The following is an 18560-nucleotide window of genomic DNA, read 5'->3' as shown; positions in this document are numbered from 1 at the left end:
CTCCACAAATACTTGATTCTCAGCCAAAATTACTGCGACCGGCTGACTCAGTACGGTTAGCAAAGCGTAATCCGCCGCCTTCCCGCGACCACCCGGCTGTCCATTGCTGCACGAACTGGCGGCGGATTACGCTTCGCTAATCCGCCCTACACCCTACCAGGCCTTCACCGGCCGATTGGCGTGAGAGGCCTGTGGCACACCGCGATTGAGCGACATGTGGGAATGGACACACAGCCAGCTGTCGCCCTGTCTCGAAAACACCATCGTCGCCCGCCCCGGTCGCGCAAACGTGCTGCCATCGGGGTGATAGCCCGTGCTCGTCCACGGCGCGATCACCGTCGCCATCGTGCCGTCGGGCGATGCCAGGACCGAGGTCTGATCGAGCACGAAACGAAAGTCGGCCGTCTTCGGCCAGACGTTGTCCCATTGCGTCGAGACCCACTGGTCGAGACCAGGGATGACGTCGTTATGCGTGCCGAACGCGAGCACCTCGGGGTGGAAAAGCGGCCGCGCAGAGGCGTAGTCGACCTCGCGGACACAGCCCGCAAACGTATCCAGCCATTGCCGGAAGAATTGAACGATCTCGGTGTTCGCGGTCGGCAAGGGGGCCATCGCCTGCTCCATGTTTGGCCGCTAAATCGCGCCAACCTTGTTGCCATGGACCGCAGTGGGCAGCAAGATTTACAAGTCGCGGACCGAGGTCCTGCGCAGAGACTGCACCGGAAAACGAGAGGATGTCTCGGATGTCGAACACGATCGCGGAGCTGCTGAAGGACATCAGCTTCACAAAGCTTGCGAAGCAGAAGGGCATGCTGCCGTTCGATTCCACACTGCCGGAAGTGACGACGAATGCGCGGCACATCGCGTGCGTGCACGTGGCGAACGGGCTTGTGCCGGGCCGGGTCAGCGCTGCGCTACGCGAGGCAGCATGTCGGAACGATCATCAACACGGGCGCAAAGCCAGTGTGATGCAAAAAGCCCCGGAGCACGCTCCGGGCCTTTTTGTGGGGCGGATCAGCCGAGCCTAGTCCACTGCCAAGGCGGCCTCACTACGGATCGCCCGGCGCCCTCTCCAACCGCTGAGGAAAACTGACGGGCCAAACCACCTCTTTAAACACGATGGTCTTATCCTGGATTTCATATTTACAACCGACATAGCCTTTCCAGGAACCCAGAAACCCACTTGACGCAGAAGGAGCGCCAATAAAAGCGAACTTCCCCTTGTGAATCTCCCTTGCGAGGCGGCTCGAAAAGGTCCACTCAGAAAATGGGCCGACGATCTTGAGCTTCATCTTGGCCTGCGTAACCTCGGCCATGATCTTGTCCGCGCAGACATTGGCCACTTGAGCTGGAACAGGCCTGCTCGGTGCATGACTCGGCTGGGACGAAGCATTGCTGGTTTGAGAGATTGCGGGATTCGCTGAACCGGTCGTTATCGCCCCCGATAGAGCCAAACAGAAAAACTTCGTGCGCAAATAGTCCCCCCGGGCAATTCGATCATCTTCTCGAAGACAACCTTAGATCGATTGTCGGCGGCGTCAATTTCATTCGCAACTAAAAAAGCCCCGGAAGCAAGCTCCGGGGCTTTTCGTAGGGCGGATTAGCGACTTATCCGCCGCAGCTCCAAGAGCGAAGGCGGAAGCGTAATCCGCGCTACGCACCGACAATCACGTCAATGCCGAATACACGATGAGGCCGAGGATCAGCGCCGTCAGCGAATATTTCAGCGTGTAGTAGACGTTGCGGTTCCACTCCTTGACCTTGCGGCTGCCGAGATGGATCTCGTAGAGCTTGCCGAACACCTTGTTGAGCACACCGACATGCTCGCCCTCGACGTTCTGGGTCGCCGACGCCTTGACGATGTGATGGCTGACCCAGCGGTTGATCGCGGTCATGAAGCCGAACTTCATCGGGCGCTCGACGTCGCAGAACAGGATGATGCGATTGACGTCGGTCGCGTTTTCGGCGCTGTGAATGAAGGTCTCGTCGAACATGAAGGCTTCGCCGTCACGCCAGACGCATTCGACGCCGTCGACCAGGATGCGGCACTTGTTCGAGTTCGGCGTGACGAGACCGAGGTGATAGCGCAGCGAGCCGGCGAAGGGATCGCGGTGTGCGCCGAGCTTGCCGCCCGGCGGCAGCATCGCGAACATCGCACCGTGGACGCTCGGGATCGACTTGAGCAGCTCCACCGTCTTCGGGCACAGCGTGTTCGCCGACGGCAGGAAGTCGTCATACCATTTCAGGTAAAACCGCTTCCAGCCGCTCTTGAAGAACGAGTAGAAGCCCCAGTCGTTGTTCTTGGCAGCGGCGCGGATAAACCCTTCGTCGAACAGGCGCACGGCCTCGTCGCGAATGGTCTCCCAGTTCTCGCTGAGCGGCTTCAGCTCCGGAAACTGCTCGACCGAGATCACCGGCTTGTTCGGCACTGCCGAGCCCGCATACATCAGCACATTGTAGGGCGCGAGATAGGTCGAGTGATCGCCCAGCTGGCGCGCGAAGCGCAGTCGCTGTTTGCCGCGGAAGTGGACGTAAATCGTCGAAGCCGCAAGCACATAAAGAATGACAAGTTGCGGCGCAAAAAGCTGTTTCAGCATTTCCCCAAATCCCGAGTAACCCAGCCGGAACGTCATCTACTCCGGCCGAGCCCGAGCGACAAGATATTCACCGATGGGTTGCAATCACGCTGGGGAGAGCTTTTGGGCGGAACTTGAGGCCGAAAGGGCCGAAACCGCCCGAATTACGCCCGGGACAGGGCCTGCAAGCCCTTGAAGGTCAGGCGCTTGGGATCTCTGACGCCAGCGAGATAGAGCTGGCGGATAAAGGCGATGACGGCGTCGCGGTCGCAATCGGTCAGCGCGACGACGGCATCGACCGCGATTCTCTGGGCTTCCATTGGGCTCACCTCGGCCTTGCGAGTACCCCGGCCGAGACAGGCTAGGACTGATCCGTAAATCCGGCGTTAACCGTCCGCCAGCTTGGCTGATTCAGCCCGGCGGCCGTATACGCAGAACCACGCATTGCGTCACGTGCCAGCCGCTCAGCGCGCCCTGATGCTCTTGCTCAGCTGCGCAAAGTGCTTTTTCAGCCGAGGCACGGCAAAGTCGGTGAAGGCGCGCACCTTCGGCACCGAGAGCCGGCCCTGCGGGCAGATCAGATGGGCAGGCATTTCAGGATCCGCATCGCCAGCCAGCACGATCTCGAGCTCGCCGCGCGCGACCTGCTCGGCCACCTGATACGAATACATCCGCGCCACGCCGCGTCCGGCGACCGCGGAGGCCACCGCCGCATAGGTGCTGTTGACGACCAGCCGCGGAGTGAACTGGACCGTCCGGGCAGCCGACGACCCGGCCTGCGGCGCAAAAGTCCAGGAATGGGGAAGATGGGCCATCGCCACGATCTGGTGCTTGGCGAGATCGCCGGGCTCGGCAATGCGCGGGTGCTGCTTCAGATAGCGCGGCGCCGCAACGACGACGCGGCTGATCTCGCCGACCCGCATCGCCACCATCGCTGAATCCGCCAGCGGGCCGATCCGAAGCGCGATATCGATGCCCTCCTCGATCAGATTGACCGCGCGATCGAACAACAGCAGCTTGGCCGACACCGTCGGGTAGGCATCGAGAAACGCATCGAGGATCGGCCGCAGCACCATCTCGCCCGACACGACGGGAGCCGTGATCGTGAGCAGGCCGCGCGGCGCGGTGCGCGGTCCGGCCGCGATGTCGTCGGCCTCCTCCAGCTCGGTGAGCACTCGGCGGCAGATCGCGACATAGCGTTCGCCCTCCTCGCTCAGCTTGATCGCGCGCGTCGTCCGGTGCAGCAGCTCGGCGCCGACGTGTTGCTCGAGAAAGGCGATGGCGCGGCTGACGGCAGCCGGCGAACGGCCGAGCTTGCGCCCGGCGGCGGCCAGGCTGCCCTCGTCCACGGCAAGGACGAACACCTTCATCGCATCCAGACGATCCATGAGCCTCCTGCCGCCCCTGAGGATTTCACCTGCAGGCTAGGCGGTCCCCTCCGGGCCGACAACCGTTGCCAACGGCAGATCCGACATTCGTTCGCGCCGCGAAAGAGTGTCTGCCGGACAGCGCGTATTCGCGAGCGGCCCGGCGCGGCGTACCTGAACGACCAAGCCAGCCAGTGCTGGCGCAGCTATCAACAACAGGAGCCCGTCATGGGTATCGAGCAGAAGGTCGCGATCATCACCGGTGCATCGCAGGGCATCGGCGCCGCCCTGGTCCAGGGTTTTCGCGATCGCAATTTCCGCGTGGTCGCCACGGCGCGCTCGGTCAAGCCGTCGAGCGATGACGACGTGCTCGCCGTTGCCGGCGACATCGCCGACCGAGCAACCGCCGAGCGCGTGGTCGCGCAAGCCGTCGCCCGCTTCGGCCGTGTCGACACGCTGGTCAACAATGCCGGCATCTTCGTCGCAAAGCCGTTCACGCAATACACAGCCGAAGACTATGCGGCGGTGATGGGAACGAACGTCGCAGGCTTCTTCAACATCACGCAGCTCGCCATCGCCGAGATGGAGAAGCAGGGGTCGGGCCACATCGTCCAGATCACGACCACGCTGGTCGACCAGGCCAACTCGAACGTGCCCTCGGTGCTGGCCTCCCTGAGCAAGGGCGGGCTGAACGCGGCGACCAAATCGCTCGCGATCGAATACGCCAGGCGGGGCATCCGGGTGAATGCTGTGGCGCCCGGCATCATCAAGTCGCCGATGCACGCGGTCGCGACGCACGCGCAGTACGGGGCGATGCATCCCCTGGGCCACATGGGCGAGATGTCCGACATCGTCGATGCCGTGCTCTATCTCGAGGGCGCCTCCTTCGTCACCGGCGAGATCCTGCATGTCGACGGCGGCCAGAGCGCCGGCCATTGAAAGCGTCCGCGCGCGCTCGCGCGCTGGAGGATGACATGACCAAGACAACCACGAAGCAACGCATCGAAACCCGGCCGCACCCGCGGCCGGGTTCGAGCTCGCAGCAGACTTCTCCGAAGCCAAGCTGGCGATATGCGGTGGCGGGCCTGTTCGCCTCACTGGTCGGGCTCGGCCTCGCCCGCTTCTCTTACACGCCGCTGATCCCCGCCCTGATCGCGGCAAAATGGTTCAGCGCCTCCGACGTCGTCTATCTCGGCGCGGCGAACCTCGCCGGCTATCTGGCCGGCGCGCTCGCGGCACGCGCTGTGGCCACGCGGATCGGCGCCGTCCGCGCGCTGCAGGCGATGATGCTGCTTGCCACGCTCTCCTTCTTCGCAAGCTCCGCCCCGGTGTCGTTCATCTGGTACTTCGCCTGGCGCTTCCTGTCGGGCCTCACCGGCGGCATCATCATGGTGCTGGCAGCCTCCGTCATTCTGCCGCACACGTCAGCCGCCAGACGTGGCATCGTCGGCGGCGTGATCTTTGCGGGCGTCGGCCTCGGCGTCGCAGCATCAGGCACGCTGGTGCCGCTGCTCCTGCGACAAGGGCTGCAGCAGAGCTGGTATGGCCTCGGCGTGCTCTCCGCCCTGTTGACGCTTGCGAGCTGGTGGAACTGGCCCGCCGAAGCAAAGTCCGATACAGCATCTTCACATCAGGCAAAGCGTCATCAAGCTTCACCGGCCGCCCGCGCGCTGCTGATCCAGTACGGCCTCAACGCCGTCGCGCTGGTGCCGCACATGGTCTTCATCGTCGATTTCGTGGCGCGCGGCCTCGGCCAGGGCATCGGCGCCGGATCGTACTATTGGGTGCTGTACGGCCTCGGTGCAATCGTCGGCCCGCTCGTCACCGGCCATCTCGGCGATCGCACAGGGTTCGGACCGGCCCTGCGCGCGGCGTTCCTGATCGAGGCGGCCGCCGTGCTGCTGCCGACCGTCAGCACCGCACCTCTCTCGCTGATCATGTCGAGCGTCGTGGTCGGCGGCTTCACGCCGGGCATCGTGCCGCTCGTGCTCGGACGCATCCATGAGCTCGTGCCGCATTCGACCGAGCAGCAGCGTGCGACCTGGAGCCACGTCACCACCAGCTTTGCGCTGTTCCAGGCCGCTGCCGCCTACGGCTTTTCCTGGATCTTTGCGCAGACCGGCGGCGACTATCTGGTCCTGTTCGGCCTCGGTGGCGGCGCGGTCGTCCTTGCGCTGGCGATCGACGTTGGCCTCGGGCTGACCACGCGCAAGGCGTAACTGCGGACGGCGGCGCGATTCAGGAATAGCGCATCACGCCGTCGTCGATCCGGCCAAAGCGCAGGGAGACGATGTCGAGCGCGTAGTTCTGGTACAGCCGCCACGGCTGCTTCGAGCCCTGCTTCGGCATTTTTGCGACCGAGCGCTGCACATAGCCCGAGGTGAAATCGAGCGAAGGCTGCGCCGTGACCTCCGGATCGTCATTATGCGGCATGGCTTGCCGGAAATTGTGCCGATCCATGTAGTTGATGAGACGGCAGACATATTCGCAGGTGAGATCGCATTTCAGCGTCCAGGACGCGTTGGTATAGCCGAAGGCCGAGGCCATATTCGGCACGTCGGCATACATCATGCCCTTGTAGGTCAGTGTCTTGGCGAAATCGACGGTGCGGCCGTCGACGCTGATTTCGAGGCCGCCGACGACCTGGAGCACCAGCCCCGTCGCGGTCACGATGATGTCAGCCGCAAGCTCGCTTCCGTCCTTCAGGCGGATGCCGTCATGCGTGAAATTATCGATCTCGCTCGTGACAACGCTGGCACGCTGCTCGCGGATCGCCTTGAACAGGTCGCCATCGGGCACCAGGCAGAGCCGCTGATCCCAGGGATTGTAGCGCGGGGTGAAATGGGTCGCGATGTCGTAGTCGGGCCCAAGCGCCATCCGAACGCCCTTGAGGATGAGGTCCTTGACCTTCGCAGGCCTGCGGCGGCTGAGCTGGAAGAAGAACATCCCCCACATCACGTTGCGCCAGCGGATCAGATGATAGGCCAGCCGCGCCGGCAGATTGCGGCGCAATTTGTTGGCGACGGGATCCTGCGCCGGACGCGAGACCACATAGGTCGGCGATCGCTGCAGCATGGTGACCTGCGCCGCCTTCTTGGCGAGCTCCGGCACCAGCGTCACCGCGGTCGCGCCCGAGCCGATCACGACCACGCGCTTGTTCGCGTAGTCGATGTCCTCGGTCCATTTCTGCGGATGCACGATGCGGCCGGCGAAATCCGCGGCGCCCTTGAACTCCGGCGTGTAGCCCGCCTCGTATTTGTAGTAACCCGAGCACATGAACAGGAAATTGCAGGTGAAGCGCACGAGTTCGGTTGCGCCTTCGCCCGTGATGCGTTCGGCCTCGATCGTCCAGCGCGCATCCGGCGTCGACCAGGACGCACGCTTGACGCGGTGGCGGAAGCGGATGTGTTTCTCGATGCCGTTCTCAGCCGCGGTCTCGCGCACGTAGTTCAGGATCTGCGGCCCGTCCGCGATCGCCTTCGGATCGGTCCACGGCTTGAAGGAGTAGCCGAGCGTGAACATGTCGCTGTCGGAGCGGATGCCTGGATAGCGGAACAGGTCCCAGGTGCCGCCGATGCAGTCGCGCCCCTCCAGGATGACGTAACTCTTGGTCGGACACCTCGTCTGCAGATGATAACCCGCGCCGATGCCGGACAGGCCGGCACCGACGATGAGGACGTCAAAATGTTCTTGCTGCATGGTTTCCTCCGCCGAGGAGGATTGTCCGCCCGCCGCCGCTGGCCGTCAATTGGCAATCGACCGTGCGGCAACCGCAAAGCGAGTTGAATTCCACGCGCCGAAACAACAAAGCCCCGGATCGCTCCGGGGCTTTGCGTCGAGGATCGATGTGATCGGCTGATCAGTACCGATAATGATCGCTCTTGTACGGGCCTTCCTGCTTGACGCCGATATAGTCGGCCTGGTCCTTGCGGAGCTCGGTGAGCTTCACGCCGATCTTGGCGAGATGCAGGCGGGCGACCTTCTCGTCCAGCGACTTCGGCAGCACGTAGACTTCCTTCTTGTACTTGCCGTCCTTGTTGTTGGCGAACAGCTCGATCTGCGCCAGCGTCTGGTTGGTGAAGGACGCCGACATCACGAAGGACGGGTGGCCCATCGCGTTACCGAGGTTCACGAGGCGGCCTTCCGACAGCATGATGATGCGGTGCTTGTCGGGGAATTCGATCTCGTCGACCTGCGGCTTGATGTTGGTCCACTTCAGGTTACGCAAGCTCGCGATCTGGATCTCGTTGTCGAAGTGACCGATGTTGCAGACGATGGCGCGATCCTTCATCGCGCGCATGTGGTCGATGGTGATGATGTCCTTGTTACCGGTGGCGGTGACGAAGATGTCGGCGCGGGGCGCGGCATCTTCCATGGTCACGACCTCGTAGCCTTCCATCGCGGCCTGGAGCGCGCAGATCGGATCGACTTCCGACACCATCACGCGGCAGCCGGCCTGGCGCAGCGAGGCGGCCGAGCCCTTGCCGACGTCGCCGAAGCCGGCGACCATCGCGACCTTGCCCGACAGCATGACGTCGGTGCCGCGGCGGATGCCGTCGACCAGCGATTCACGGCAGCCATAGAGGTTGTCGAACTTCGACTTGGTGACGCTGTCGTTGACGTTGATGGCGGGCCACAGCAGCTTGCCGGCCTTCTGCATGTCATAGAGACGATGCACGCCCGTGGTGGTCTCTTCGGACACGCCCTTGATGCTCTCTGCGATGGCGGCGAAGTAGCCCTTCGGCTTCTCCTTGAGCTGCTTCTTCAGAAGCGCGAAGAAGACTTCCTCTTCCTCGGAGCCCGGCTTGTCGAGGAAGGCGGTATCGCCCTTCTCGGCGCGCAGACCGAGATGGACGTACATGGTGGCATCACCACCGTCGTCGAGGATCATGTTCGGGTGACCGCCGCCGTGCCAGTCGAACAGCTTTGCGGTGTAGTCCCAATATTCGGTCAGCGTCTCGCCCTTGACGGCGAAGACGGGAATGCCGGCGGCCGCGATCGCGGCGGCGGCGTGGTCCTGCGTCGAATAGATGTTGCAGGAGACCCAGCGGATGTCGGCGCCGAGCGCGGCCAGCGTCTCGATCAGCACGCCGGTCTGGATCGTCATGTGCAGGGAGCCTGCGATGCGCGCGCCCTTCAGCGGCTGCTTCGGGCCGTACTCCTCGCGGGTGGCCATCAGGCCGGGCATCTCGGTCTCGGCGAGCGAGAGCTCCTTGCGGCCGAAATCGGCGAGCGAAATGTCCTTGACGATGTAATCGGTGAAGCCGGGCTTCGCGTTCATGGTGGGTTCCTGTCTGTTTGGCTCGTCATTCCGGATCCGCTGGTGAAACGAGCGAACCCGGAATCCGGCAGTTCGAGATTCCGGGGACGCCGCGGTCGCGGCGCCCCGGAATGACGCAAGGGACTTAGAGCGCGCGCTTGAGCTGCTCGACGAGGTCGGTCTTCTCCCAGGAGAAGCCGCCCTCGTTGTCGGGCGTGCGGCCGAAATGGCCGTAAGCCGAGGTGCGCGCGTAGATCGGACGGTTGAGGTCGAGATGGGTGCGGATGCCGCGGGGCGTCAGATCCATCGCCTGCGCTGCCGCTTTCTCGAGCTGCTCCTCCGGCACCTTACCGGTGCCGTGGGTATCGATGTAGATCGACAGCGGACGCGCCACGCCGATGGCGTAGGCGAGCTGCAGCGTGCAGCGGTCGGCAAGACCGGCGGCAACGATGTTCTTGGCGACGTAGCGCGCGGCATAGGCGGCCGAACGGTCGACCTTGGTCGGATCCTTGCCGGAGAACGCGCCGCCGCCATGCGGGGCCGCGCCACCATAGGTGTCGACGATGATTTTGCGGCCGGTCAGGCCGGAGTCGCCGTCGGGACCGCCGATGAAGAACTTGCCGGTCGGGTTGATGTGCCAGATCGTCTTCGGCGTGATCCAGTCCTTCGGCAGCGCCTCGCGCACATAGGGCTCGACGATGTCGCGGATCTGCTTGGAGGAGATGTCCTCGACCAGATGCTGGTGCGACACCACGATCTCGCGCACGCCGACCGGCTTGCCGTTCTCGTACTGCACGGTGACCTGGCTCTTGGAGTCGGGACCCAGCACCTTCTCCTTGCCGGAGTGACGGGCCTCGGAGATCAGGCGCAGGATCTTGTGGGCGTAGAAGATCGGCGCCGGCATCAGATCGGGCGTCTCGTTGGTGGCGTAACCGAACATGATGCCCTGGTCGCCCGCGCCCTCTTCCTTGACCTCACCCGGCTGCAGCGCATCGACGCCCTGGGCGATGTCGGCCGACTGCGGATGCAGGAGGATCTCGATGTCGCAGGTCTTCCAGTGGAAGCCTTCCTGCTCGTAGCCGATGTCCTTGATCGCGCCGCGGACGACGCCTTCGATCTGCTCGTTGGTCACCGACTTCGGACCGCGGGTCTCGCCGGCGATCACCACCTTGTTGGTGGTCGCGAGCGTCTCGCAGGCGGCGCGGATCTGCCAGGGGTCGATGCCGGCCTTGGGCCCTTCGCGGTAGAACAGATCGACGATCTCGTCGGAAATGCGGTCGCAGACTTTGTCCGGATGCCCCTCGGACACGGACTCGCTGGTGAAGAGATAGGACGCGCGCATCAGTAACCCCTTGTTCCGCCGCTAAGCCGGCGGGCGTTTGCGATGTTTACCTGTGGAGATGTCAATCACGCCGGCGCGAGATGACGTAGGATTCGTCGAGAAACCAGAGCCCATTGTACTTTCGCAGCACGTCCCTGGCGGCATCCAGAGTGCGGCCGTTTTGAGTCATTTCCGTCAATCGGTCGTCCTCAATCTGAGCGACATACACCGCCGCATTCCACGCTGCAAAGGCTGTCGAGGTTCCGATCGTCCCGGTGACCTCGTTGGGCAGCGCTTCCATATCATACCTGAAGATCGAGCGGTTATCCGCATAAGCATTAAAATTTAGGTCGCGGCCCAACGATCCGAGTTCATACTTAACGGCGCGCAATAGCTCATGACGGCTCACGGCGAAAGGATTTTCTCCAGGCCAGATCGCCTGGATCATTTCCATGCCCGGATCCTGGCCGTGGGAGTGGATCCCGATCAGCCGCCCGCCCGGCCGAAGCGCCCGCGCCAGGGGGGCGATGATCCGCTTGGCGCGAAAGTTGACCGAGGACAGGGCCCGGTAGGGCTGGGAGGCGATGACGAGGTCGAAATTGGCCTCGGTCTGACCCGGCCGCGGGATGGTCGCATCCAGCAGAAACCGGTGGTCTTCGCGGTACAGCACCAGCACGACGGGCCGCTCATACAGCGGCATGGCGGTGCGCGGGCTGATCGCCGCGCGCCAGTTCTGCTCCAGGAACGGCCGCAGCTCGGCGATCTGCTGCTCGAACTCGCCTGACGAGGCGCCCCGCAGCGGGACCTCGTGCCAGACGGTCGCGGCCGCCGCCGCGGGCGATGCCGGCGTCAGCCAGGGCGCCTCCGAGTAGAACATGTTGGTGAAGACGAACACCGACGCCGGATGCTCGAAAATGCGATCCGGCACCTTCTCCAGTGTCAGGCGCAGGTCCTCGAGGCTGAGCTCCTTGCCCGCCACATAGAACGGCATATGCGGGTAGCGCTGATGTGTCGCGCGCAGCACCCGCGCCAGCACCGTGCCGTCGCCGACGCCGGCGTCGAAGATGCGCAGCGCCGGGGGGCGCGGATGGATGGAGGAAAGCTCTAGTGCGACCCTGTCGGCGACCACCCGCTTTTCGCTGCAGGTGTGCACGAACAGCAGGTATTTCTGGCGGTTCTCGAAGAAGCGGAAATTGCCGCGCGGATCGCGCTTCTCGGGCGGCACCTGAAGCCCCCGCGGCGGCGGTACCCCGCCGGCCGTCGAGGCCGCAATATAGGCCTGGATCCGCTCCAGGGTGTCGATGGTGATGCGCTTGCCCTCGCGCAGGCGGTGCACCAGCTTCCCATCGTTCACCGCACGCCGTCCGAACGTGGATTCCGCCATGTCCGACTGGCGGCAGAACTCCGTGATTTGGCTCAGGATTTCGTCGTTCTTCATGGGTGGGATGCGGTGGGCAGAGCGATTGGGCCCACGCCTCCTAACAAATTCTGCCCACCAAGGAAATAGCGGATCGAGACATCTCCTCCATTATTCGCGCCACCGCGCGCCATGAACCCCGGCGCCCACCCGGGCAACAAACAGGCGCTTCTCCTCTGATGGGGCCTTTCGTCATGCGCCGCCTGCTCGTCGCGCTCAGCCTGCTCGCCGCAATCCCGTGGTCCGCGCCCGCGGCCGCCCAGGCGCGCAACCAGCTTGGGCCGCTCTGCACCACCGACACGACACCGGCCGACAAGATGATCGATGCCTGCAACAAGATCATCGCGTTGAAGGTGTTTCGCGGCGAGCAACTTGCGACCATCCATTTCTGGCGGGCCGTGGGCTGGAACAAGAAGGGCGACTATTCGAAGGTCGTCACGGACGCCACCGAAGCGATCCGGCTGCAGCCGAGCCAGGCCGCCTACAATCTCAGGGGATCGGCCTATTACGACAAGGGCGACTACGAGATCGCGATCAGCGATTTCGACGACGCGCTGAAGCTCGGACCGCCCAGCGGCACCATCTTCCACAATCGAGGCAATGCCTGGCGCGGCAAGCACGACTATGCCAAGGCGATTGCCGACTACGACATGGCGATCAAGCTGGAGCCGAAATCGGCCTTCTCGTTCCAGAACCGCGGCATCTCGAAACAGGCCCTCGGCGATCTCGACGGCGCGCTCGCCGACATCAACCAGGCGATCCGGCTCGATCCGACACTGCCGCAGCCCTTGATCAACCGCACCGCGATCTGGCGCGCCAAGGGCGATCTCGATCGCGCCATCGCCGACGGCTCCGAGGCGATCCGCCTCGCCAAGGAGAAGCCGCCCGCCAACATCATGACGCCGCCGAACAGCGTGCTGATCTCCGGCTACACCCATCGCGCACTGGCTTATGAAGCGAAGGGCGATTACGGCCGCGCGCGCGAGGACTACAATGCGACGCTGGCGATCGTGGCATCCGACGCCGGCAGCAAGGCCAACCAGGCCACCGCAAAGGTGCGGCTGTCGCTGGTAACAGATGCAGCCGCGCCGATCCCGCGCGATGCGCCCTCACCCACGACGCAGCCGACGACCACACCTGCTCCGCAGCAGACCGGCTCGGCACTGGCTCCCTCGCCCACTCCAGCCGCTCGCGGCGCACGCATGGCGCTGATCATCGGCAACGGCGCCTACGCGCATGTGAAGCCCCTGCCCAACCCGGCCAATGACGCGCGCGCCGTCGCCAAGAGCCTGCGCGACATCGGCTTCATCGTGTCCGAGGGCGTCGATCTCGACCGCGCCGCGATGCAGAAGATGACGCGCGATTTTCTGCGCGAGGCGGCCCGTGCGCAGGTTGCGGTGGTCTATTATGCCGGGCACGGCGTGCAGGTCGACGGCCGCAACTACCTCATTCCCGTCGACGTCGCGCTCAAGCCCGGTGTTGGCATGACGGAAGCGATGATCGACATGGACACGATCATGGCCGGCCTCGACGACCAGGTCCGCACCAACATTTTGATCTTCGATGCCTGCCGCAACAATCCGATGGCGCAACAGGTCGCATCCGCCGGCAGCAGCCGTGCCATCGAGGGCGCTTCGGGTCTCGCTGCACCGACAAGCCTCGGCAGCGGCGCGACGCTGGGCGCCGGCACGCTGATCGCGTTCGCCACCGCGCCGGGGCAAGTTGCCCTCGACGGCGAAGGCGCCAACTCGCCGTTCTCAGCCGCGTTGTCCCGCCACATCGGCACGCCGGGGCTGGAAGTGCAGCAGATGCTGACACGGGTGCGGGCGGAAGTGGTGTCGAGCACGAAGAACAAGCAGGTGCCGTGGTCGAACTCGTCGCTGCTGGGCGAGGTCTATCTGGCGGAGAAGTGAGGATGGTCTCGTGCCCCGGACGCAGCGCAGCGCCTCTTCAGCGGTGCGCTGCAGAGCCGGGGCCTACATCTCCGTAGAGCAAGCGCGGCAGCATGGGTCGCGGCTCTGCGCAGCAACGCAAGGGCGTTGCAGCGCGTCCGGGACACGAGCGAGGCCGGTTCCAGGGCTTACTGGCCCCACACTTCCTTGGCGATCTCGACAGCGAGGCCGAGCTTGGCCCACTGCTCTTCCTCGGAGAGGATGTTGCCCTCTTCCGTCGAGGCGAAGCCGCATTGCGGGGACAGCGCGAGCTGCTCCAGCGGCGCAAACTTGGAGGCTTCTTCCAGGCGGCGCTTGATGTCGTCCTTCTTCTCGAGCTCGCCGAACTTCGAGGTGATGACGCCGACCACGACAACCTTGTTGCCCTTGGGCAGGAAACGCAGCGGCTCGAAGCCGCCGGCGCGATCGCTGTCGTACTCCAGGAAATAGCCGTCGTAATTGGTGCCGGCGAGCATGGTCTCCGCCACCGGCTCATAGCCGCCCGAGGAAATCCAGGTCGAGCGGAAATTGCCGCGACAGACGTGGGTCGTCACCACCATGTCGGCGGGCTTCTCGGCCAGCGCGTAGTTGATGATGCGCGCATAGATCTGCTGCAGCCCGTCCGGATTGTCGCCGCGCTCGCGCGCCTTCTGCAATTCATCCTGCGAGCAGAGATAGGCCCAGACCGTGTCGTCGAACTGGAGATAGCGGCAGCCGGCATCGTAGAACGCCTTCACCGCCTTGCGATAGGTCTTGCCGAGGTCTTCGTAAAACGCGTCGAGATCGGGATAGACGTCCTTGGAGATCGACTTGCGGCCGCCGCGGAAGTGCAGCACCGCCGGCGAGGGGATCGTCATCTTGGCGGTGACGTGGGCCTGGTCGGCGACCTTCTTCAGGAAACGGAAGTGGTCGAGCATCGGGTGATCGGCGGGGAAGTCGAGCTTGTCGATCACGCGCACCGCATCGTGACGGGTCTGCACGCCCGCGAACTGGATGCCGGCGTCGGGATGGAATAGCTCGCAGCCGGTGAGCTTGGCCAGGAAGTCGAAATGCCACCAGGAGCGGCGGAATTCGCCGTCGGTCGCAAGCTTCAGGCCGACCGAGGCCTGCTTGTGCACGACCTTCTCGATCTCCATGTCCTCGATCTTGCGCAGATCGTCGGCCGAGATCTCGCCCTTCTCCAGACGGCTGCGGGCTTCCTTGATCTTGGCGGGGCGCAGGAGGCTGCCGACCTCGTCGGCGCGGAAGGGGGCTTTGGTTCGCTGCATGTCTTACTCCCGAAGATTTCTTAGTGGGCCGCCGCCCCCGCGACGCCGAGGTGGCGCTCCAGGACCGAGGGGTCGGCCTTCAGCGCGGCGCTCGGGGCGTCGTGGACGATCGTTCCGCGCTCCAATATCACAACGCGGTCGGCAAGCCCGAGAATCTTTTGGGCATTTTGCTCGACGATGATGGAGCAGATGCCGCCCGCCCGGGTGATGGTACCGATCGCCTTCAAGAGCTCCTCGACGATGATGGGGGCAAGGCCCTCGGTCGGCTCGTCCAGCAACAGGACCTTCGGATTGAGGGTCAGTGCGCGGCCGATCGCCAACATCTGCTGCTCGCCGCCGGAGAGCTGGTTGCCGAAGTTGCTGCGGCGCTCCTTCAGCCGCGGGAACATCTCGTAGACCTTCTCGACCGTCCAGGGGCCGGGCTGGGCCACCGCGGTCATGTTCTCCTCCACCGTGAGCGAGCGGAAGATGTTGCGCTCCTGGGGCACCCAGCCGATGCCGGCGCGCGCCCTTTGGTCGGGCCGGAGCGTCGTGACATCCGTACCGGCGAGCGCAACCGTGCCGGAGAAGCGGCGGGTGACGCCGACAATGGAGTTGATCAGCGTGGTCTTGCCGGTGCCGTTACGGCCCAAGAGCGCCAGCACCTGCCCTTCGGCGAGGCGCAGGCTCATCTTCGGCAGCACCACCGCCTCGCCATAGCCGGCGCGGAGCTGGTCGATCGCGAGCAGGTCAGACATTGACCGCCTCCTCGCCGAGATAGACCGCCTTCACCTGCGGATCGCGCGCGACCTGCTCGGGCGGACCTTCCGTGAGCAGGCCACCGGAGACCAGCACCGAGATGCGGTCGGCAAAGGAGAACACGAGGTCCATGTCGTGCTCGATCAGGAGCACCGTGACGTCGCGCGGCAGGCCGCCTACCACGCCGAGAATGTCGTGGCGCTCGCTCTCGGGCACGCCGGCGGCGGGCTCGTCGAGCAGCAGCACGCGCGGCTTGGCCGCAATGGCGACCGCAATCTCGAGCAGGCGCTGCTTGCCGTAAGGCAGTGTCACGGTCTGTTCGTTCATGACGTCGAGCAGGTGAAAGCGCGTCAAGAGATCGGCGATCTCGTCATTGACGTCGCTGCGTGTCCCCATCCGCCGCCACCAGTCGCCGCCATGGCCGAGGCGCTCGGACACCGCAAGGCCGATGGTCTCGAGCGGCGTCAGGTCCGGATAGAGCTGGTTGATCTGGAAGGTGCGCGACAGGCCGCGCAGCACGCGCTTGTGCACGGCGAGATCAGTGATGTCCTGGCCTTCCAGCAGGATGCGGCCCGAATTCGGCTTCAGCACGCCGGTGAGCTGATTGATGACCGTGGTCTTGCCGGCACCGTTCGGGCCGATCAGCGCATGGCGGGCGCCCTGCTCGACCTTCAGCGAGAGATCCCGCGTCACGCGCAGGCCGCCGAACTGCTTTTCGAGGTTCCGGGTTTCGAGCGCAATGGTCATGAATCGCTCTCCGGCACGGCAACGACCCCTTTACGGCCAGCGACCTGCTTGATGACCAGGTTCGGCACATAAAGCACCCAGCGATGCAGGCGCTGGCGGCCGACCAGCACGATCACGACCAGCACGAGGCCGATCCAGAACTGCCAGTATTGCGGAGTGATGGTGGAGAACAATTCCTGGAGCATGCGGAAGATCACCGCGCCGACCAACCCGCCATAGAGATAGCCGGTGCCGCCGATGACGAGGACCAGCATGAGGTCGGCCGAGCGCTCGAACGCGAAGACGTCGAGCGAGGCGATCGCGGTGGTCTGGGTGAACAGCGCCCCCGCAATGCCGGCATAGAACGCCGCCAGCGTGTAGATAGCGATCAGACGGCGGTTGACGGGAATGCCGATGGCGGCGGCGCGCAGCGGATTGTTCTTGATGGCGCGCAGCGACAGGCCGAACGGCGAATGCACGACGCGACGGGCGAACAGGAACAGGAGGAACAGGACAGTCAGCGAATAGAAGAAACCGGCCTTGCCGAACATGTCGAACGGGATCTGGCCGAGGATCGGCTGCATCTCGATGCCCTGCAGGCCGTCAGTGCCGCCGGTGATGTTGGAGAAGCGTTCGGCGAGCGCTTCCAGCAGCAGCGCGATGCCGAGCGTCACCATCAAGCGCGTCAGGTCCACGCCCCGGATCACCAGGAAGCTGGTGGCGAAACCGAGCACCATCGCGGCAAGGCCTGCGACGACAAGCGCGAGCACGGGCTCGTTGATGATCCCGTGCAGGGCAAGCAGTCCCGCGGCATAGGCACCGACGCCGAAGAAGGCGGCGTGGCCAAGCGAGACGATGCCGGCATAGCCGAGGATCAGATCGAGCGACATCGTGAACAGCGCGAGCCGCAGGATGTCGGTCATGATCAGATAACGTGTGGGAAACAGGAAGCCACAGGCCAGCACGACGAGCCAGAAGGCAGCTTCGCCATAGTGCCAGCGCGCCTGGCGCTGCGCGTGATAACCGACGTCGGAAGCAGCGCTCATCGGCGAACTCAACGCGCGGCCGTGCGGCCGAACAGGCCGTTCGGACGCCAGATCAGGATCACGATCATCATGGTGTAGATCACGAAGGGTCCCATTTTCGGCACGTAATATTTGCCGGCGACGTCGCCGATGCCGAGCAGGAGCGAGGCCAGGAAGGGGCCGGTGATCGAGGACGAGCCGCCGACGGTCACCACGATCAGGAAGTAGATCATGAACTTCAGCGGAAAATACGGATCGAGGCCGAGGATCTCGGCGCTGAGCGCGCCGCCGAGACCGGCGAGCCCGCAACCGAAGGCAAAGGTGAAGGCGAACACTTGCGGCACGTTGATGCCGAGACCGCTGGCGGCGCGGGGATCGTCGACCGCGGCGCGCAGGCGGCTGCCGAAGCGCGTCTTCGCCAGCACCATTTGCAGACCGATGGTGAGCAGGCCGCAGATTACGATGATCATCAGCCGGTAGCGGCCGATGCCGACGCCGAACACATCGAACTGGCCCTGCAGCGCCGCCGGCAGGTTGATGAAGACCCGCGAGGAGCCCTGGATATAGTCGACGGCCGCGACCGACATGAAGGTCAGACCAATGGTGAACAGCACCTGATCGAGATGGCTGCGCGCATAAAGATGGCGGTAGAGCGTGCGCTCGAGCGCGATGCCGATCGCGGCAGAGGAGACGAAAGCGAGCGGCAGGGCCGCGAAGAACGGCCAGCCCATCCGGTTGACCAGCACCATGCAGACATAGCCGCCGGCCATGGCGAAGGCGCCATGGGCGAGATTGACGAAATTCATCAGGCCGAGCGTGACCGCGAGCCCGCAGGCGAGCACGAACAGCAGCATGCCGTAGGCAACGCCATCGAACAAATTGGTGAGGATTGCGGTCATCGTCTCAGCTTGGTTAGGGCGTCATGGCCGGG

The 18560-nt window shown here is 64.3% G+C and carries 18 protein-coding genes; 4 read left to right on the top strand and 14 right to left on the bottom strand.

Annotated elements, in window-relative coordinates:
* Positions 1 to 153: 153 nt before the first annotated feature.
* A complete protein-coding gene (locus tag Q0743_RS07915) occupies positions 154 to 612 on the bottom strand; it encodes a nuclear transport factor 2 family protein (protein WP_298241006.1) in 459 nt (152 codons plus the stop codon).
* 131 nt (positions 613 to 743) lie between these two features.
* Here Q0743_RS07915 and Q0743_RS07910 point away from each other — a divergent pair, with 131 nt between their 5' ends.
* Positions 744 to 1028, top strand: coding sequence for a hypothetical protein (locus Q0743_RS07910; protein ID WP_367184861.1), 285 nt, complete (start codon positions 744 to 746; stop codon positions 1026 to 1028).
* A 21-nt stretch (positions 1029 to 1049) separates the two neighbouring features.
* Here Q0743_RS07910 and Q0743_RS07905 read toward each other — a convergent pair whose 3' ends face one another.
* From Q0743_RS07905 to Q0743_RS07890, 4 genes are all read right to left on the bottom strand, one after another.
* Positions 1050 to 1316, bottom strand: a complete 267-nt coding sequence (locus tag Q0743_RS07905) for a hypothetical protein (RefSeq protein WP_298241005.1) — start codon at positions 1314 to 1316, stop codon at positions 1050 to 1052.
* 351 nt (positions 1317 to 1667) lie between these two features.
* Positions 1668 to 2597 (bottom strand): aspartyl/asparaginyl beta-hydroxylase domain-containing protein, encoded by a 930-nt coding sequence (locus tag Q0743_RS07900; protein WP_298241004.1) that lies wholly within the window; start codon positions 2595 to 2597, stop codon positions 1668 to 1670.
* Between the two features lie 143 nt (positions 2598 to 2740).
* Positions 2741 to 2896: a hypothetical protein gene (locus Q0743_RS07895; RefSeq protein ID WP_298241003.1), complete on the bottom strand. Its 156-nt coding sequence runs from the start codon at positions 2894 to 2896 to the stop codon at positions 2741 to 2743.
* Positions 2897 to 3040: 144 nt separating this feature from the next.
* Complete coding sequence (locus Q0743_RS07890; protein WP_298241002.1) at positions 3041 to 3964, bottom strand: LysR family transcriptional regulator; 924 nt, start codon at positions 3962 to 3964, stop codon at positions 3041 to 3043.
* A gap of 207 nt (positions 3965 to 4171) precedes the next feature.
* On the opposite strand from Q0743_RS07890, the gene Q0743_RS07885 reads away from it, so the two are divergent.
* Together Q0743_RS07885 and Q0743_RS07880 are read left to right on the top strand one after the other, a co-directional pair.
* Complete coding sequence (locus Q0743_RS07885; protein ID WP_298241001.1) at positions 4172 to 4882, top strand: SDR family oxidoreductase; 711 nt, start codon at positions 4172 to 4174, stop codon at positions 4880 to 4882.
* A 35-nt stretch (positions 4883 to 4917) separates the two neighbouring features.
* Positions 4918 to 6162 (top strand): MFS transporter, encoded by a 1245-nt coding sequence (locus tag Q0743_RS07880; protein WP_298241000.1) that lies wholly within the window; start codon positions 4918 to 4920, stop codon positions 6160 to 6162.
* A 19-nt stretch (positions 6163 to 6181) separates the two neighbouring features.
* On the opposite strand, the gene Q0743_RS07875 is transcribed toward Q0743_RS07880, so the two are convergent.
* The 4 genes from Q0743_RS07875 to Q0743_RS07860 all read right to left on the bottom strand — a co-directional run bounded on the left by Q0743_RS07875 (position 6182) and on the right by Q0743_RS07860 (position 11962).
* On the bottom strand, positions 6182 to 7642 hold the full coding sequence (locus Q0743_RS07875; protein WP_298240999.1) for an NAD(P)/FAD-dependent oxidoreductase: 1461 nt from the start codon (positions 7640 to 7642) through the stop codon (positions 6182 to 6184).
* Between the two features lie 160 nt (positions 7643 to 7802).
* Positions 7803 to 9224 (bottom strand): adenosylhomocysteinase, encoded by a 1422-nt coding sequence (gene ahcY, locus Q0743_RS07870; protein ID WP_298240998.1) that lies wholly within the window; start codon positions 9222 to 9224, stop codon positions 7803 to 7805.
* Between the two features lie 124 nt (positions 9225 to 9348).
* Positions 9349 to 10545, bottom strand: a complete 1197-nt coding sequence (gene metK / locus Q0743_RS07865) for a methionine adenosyltransferase (protein ID WP_097664730.1) — start codon at positions 10543 to 10545, stop codon at positions 9349 to 9351.
* 61 nt (positions 10546 to 10606) lie between these two features.
* Positions 10607 to 11962, bottom strand: a complete 1356-nt coding sequence (locus tag Q0743_RS07860; RefSeq protein ID WP_298240997.1) for a hypothetical protein — start codon at positions 11960 to 11962, stop codon at positions 10607 to 10609.
* A 173-nt stretch (positions 11963 to 12135) separates the two neighbouring features.
* Between Q0743_RS07860 and Q0743_RS07855 the strand changes: the two genes are divergently transcribed.
* Positions 12136 to 13854, top strand: a complete 1719-nt coding sequence (locus Q0743_RS07855) for a caspase family protein (RefSeq protein ID WP_298241007.1) — start codon at positions 12136 to 12138, stop codon at positions 13852 to 13854.
* 167 nt (positions 13855 to 14021) lie between these two features.
* Here Q0743_RS07855 and Q0743_RS07850 read toward each other — a convergent pair whose 3' ends face one another.
* Genes Q0743_RS07850 through Q0743_RS07830 form a run of 5 tightly spaced genes read right to left on the bottom strand, consistent with a single transcriptional unit; the run spans position 14022 to position 18528 of the window.
* Positions 14022 to 15140 (bottom strand): cobalamin-independent methionine synthase II family protein, encoded by a 1119-nt coding sequence (locus Q0743_RS07850; RefSeq protein WP_298240996.1) that lies wholly within the window; start codon positions 15138 to 15140, stop codon positions 14022 to 14024.
* A 20-nt stretch (positions 15141 to 15160) separates the two neighbouring features.
* Positions 15161 to 15877: an ABC transporter ATP-binding protein gene (locus Q0743_RS07845; protein WP_298240995.1), complete on the bottom strand. Its 717-nt coding sequence runs from the start codon at positions 15875 to 15877 to the stop codon at positions 15161 to 15163.
* A complete protein-coding gene (locus Q0743_RS07840; protein ID WP_298240994.1) occupies positions 15870 to 16625 on the bottom strand; it encodes an ABC transporter ATP-binding protein in 756 nt (251 codons plus the stop codon). Before Q0743_RS07840 ends, Q0743_RS07845 begins: the two co-directional genes overlap by 8 nt.
* Positions 16622 to 17650: a branched-chain amino acid ABC transporter permease gene (locus tag Q0743_RS07835; RefSeq protein WP_298240993.1), complete on the bottom strand. Its 1029-nt coding sequence runs from the start codon at positions 17648 to 17650 to the stop codon at positions 16622 to 16624. Before Q0743_RS07835 ends, Q0743_RS07840 begins: the two co-directional genes overlap by 4 nt.
* Positions 17651 to 17658: 8 nt before the next feature.
* On the bottom strand, positions 17659 to 18528 hold the full coding sequence (locus Q0743_RS07830) for a branched-chain amino acid ABC transporter permease (RefSeq protein ID WP_298240992.1): 870 nt from the start codon (positions 18526 to 18528) through the stop codon (positions 17659 to 17661).
* Positions 18529 to 18560: the final 32 nt, after the last annotated feature.

The sequence above is a fragment of the uncultured Bradyrhizobium sp. genome (assembly GCF_936943645.1).
GTDB lineage: Bacteria > Pseudomonadota > Alphaproteobacteria > Rhizobiales > Xanthobacteraceae > Bradyrhizobium.
Note: the sequence above shows the minus strand (reverse complement) of the source record. Positions and strands in the feature narration are given on the sequence as shown.

Coding starts and splice junctions, on each gene's coding strand:
- Q0743_RS07905 (WP_298241005.1), bottom strand. CDS start 1,316: ATGGCCGAGGTTACGCAGGCCAAGATGAAGCTCAAGATCGTCGGCCCA.
- ahcY (WP_298240998.1), bottom strand. CDS start 9,224: ATGAACGCGAAGCCCGGCTTCACCGATTACATCGTCAAGGACATTTCG.
- Q0743_RS07830 (WP_298240992.1), bottom strand. CDS start 18,528: ATGACCGCAATCCTCACCAATTTGTTCGATGGCGTTGCCTACGGCATG.
- Q0743_RS07880 (WP_298241000.1), top strand. CDS start 4,918: ATGACCAAGACAACCACGAAGCAACGCATCGAAACCCGGCCGCACCCG.
- Q0743_RS07890 (WP_298241002.1), bottom strand. CDS start 3,964: ATGGATCGTCTGGATGCGATGAAGGTGTTCGTCCTTGCCGTGGACGAG.
- Q0743_RS07915 (WP_298241006.1), bottom strand. CDS start 612: ATGGCCCCCTTGCCGACCGCGAACACCGAGATCGTTCAATTCTTCCGG.
- Q0743_RS07900 (WP_298241004.1), bottom strand. CDS start 2,597: ATGCTGAAACAGCTTTTTGCGCCGCAACTTGTCATTCTTTATGTGCTT.
- metK (WP_097664730.1), bottom strand. CDS start 10,545: ATGCGCGCGTCCTATCTCTTCACCAGCGAGTCCGTGTCCGAGGGGCAT.
- Q0743_RS07860 (WP_298240997.1), bottom strand. CDS start 11,962: ATGAAGAACGACGAAATCCTGAGCCAAATCACGGAGTTCTGCCGCCAG.
- Q0743_RS07835 (WP_298240993.1), bottom strand. CDS start 17,650: ATGAGCGCTGCTTCCGACGTCGGTTATCACGCGCAGCGCCAGGCGCGC.
- Q0743_RS07855 (WP_298241007.1), top strand. CDS start 12,136: ATGCGCCGCCTGCTCGTCGCGCTCAGCCTGCTCGCCGCAATCCCGTGG.
- Q0743_RS07840 (WP_298240994.1), bottom strand. CDS start 16,625: ATGACCATTGCGCTCGAAACCCGGAACCTCGAAAAGCAGTTCGGCGGC.
- Q0743_RS07910 (WP_367184861.1), top strand. CDS start 744: ATGTCGAACACGATCGCGGAGCTGCTGAAGGACATCAGCTTCACAAAG.
- Q0743_RS07845 (WP_298240995.1), bottom strand. CDS start 15,877: ATGTCTGACCTGCTCGCGATCGACCAGCTCCGCGCCGGCTATGGCGAG.
- Q0743_RS07895 (WP_298241003.1), bottom strand. CDS start 2,896: ATGGAAGCCCAGAGAATCGCGGTCGATGCCGTCGTCGCGCTGACCGAT.
- Q0743_RS07885 (WP_298241001.1), top strand. CDS start 4,172: ATGGGTATCGAGCAGAAGGTCGCGATCATCACCGGTGCATCGCAGGGC.
- Q0743_RS07850 (WP_298240996.1), bottom strand. CDS start 15,140: ATGCAGCGAACCAAAGCCCCCTTCCGCGCCGACGAGGTCGGCAGCCTC.
- Q0743_RS07875 (WP_298240999.1), bottom strand. CDS start 7,642: ATGCAGCAAGAACATTTTGACGTCCTCATCGTCGGTGCCGGCCTGTCC.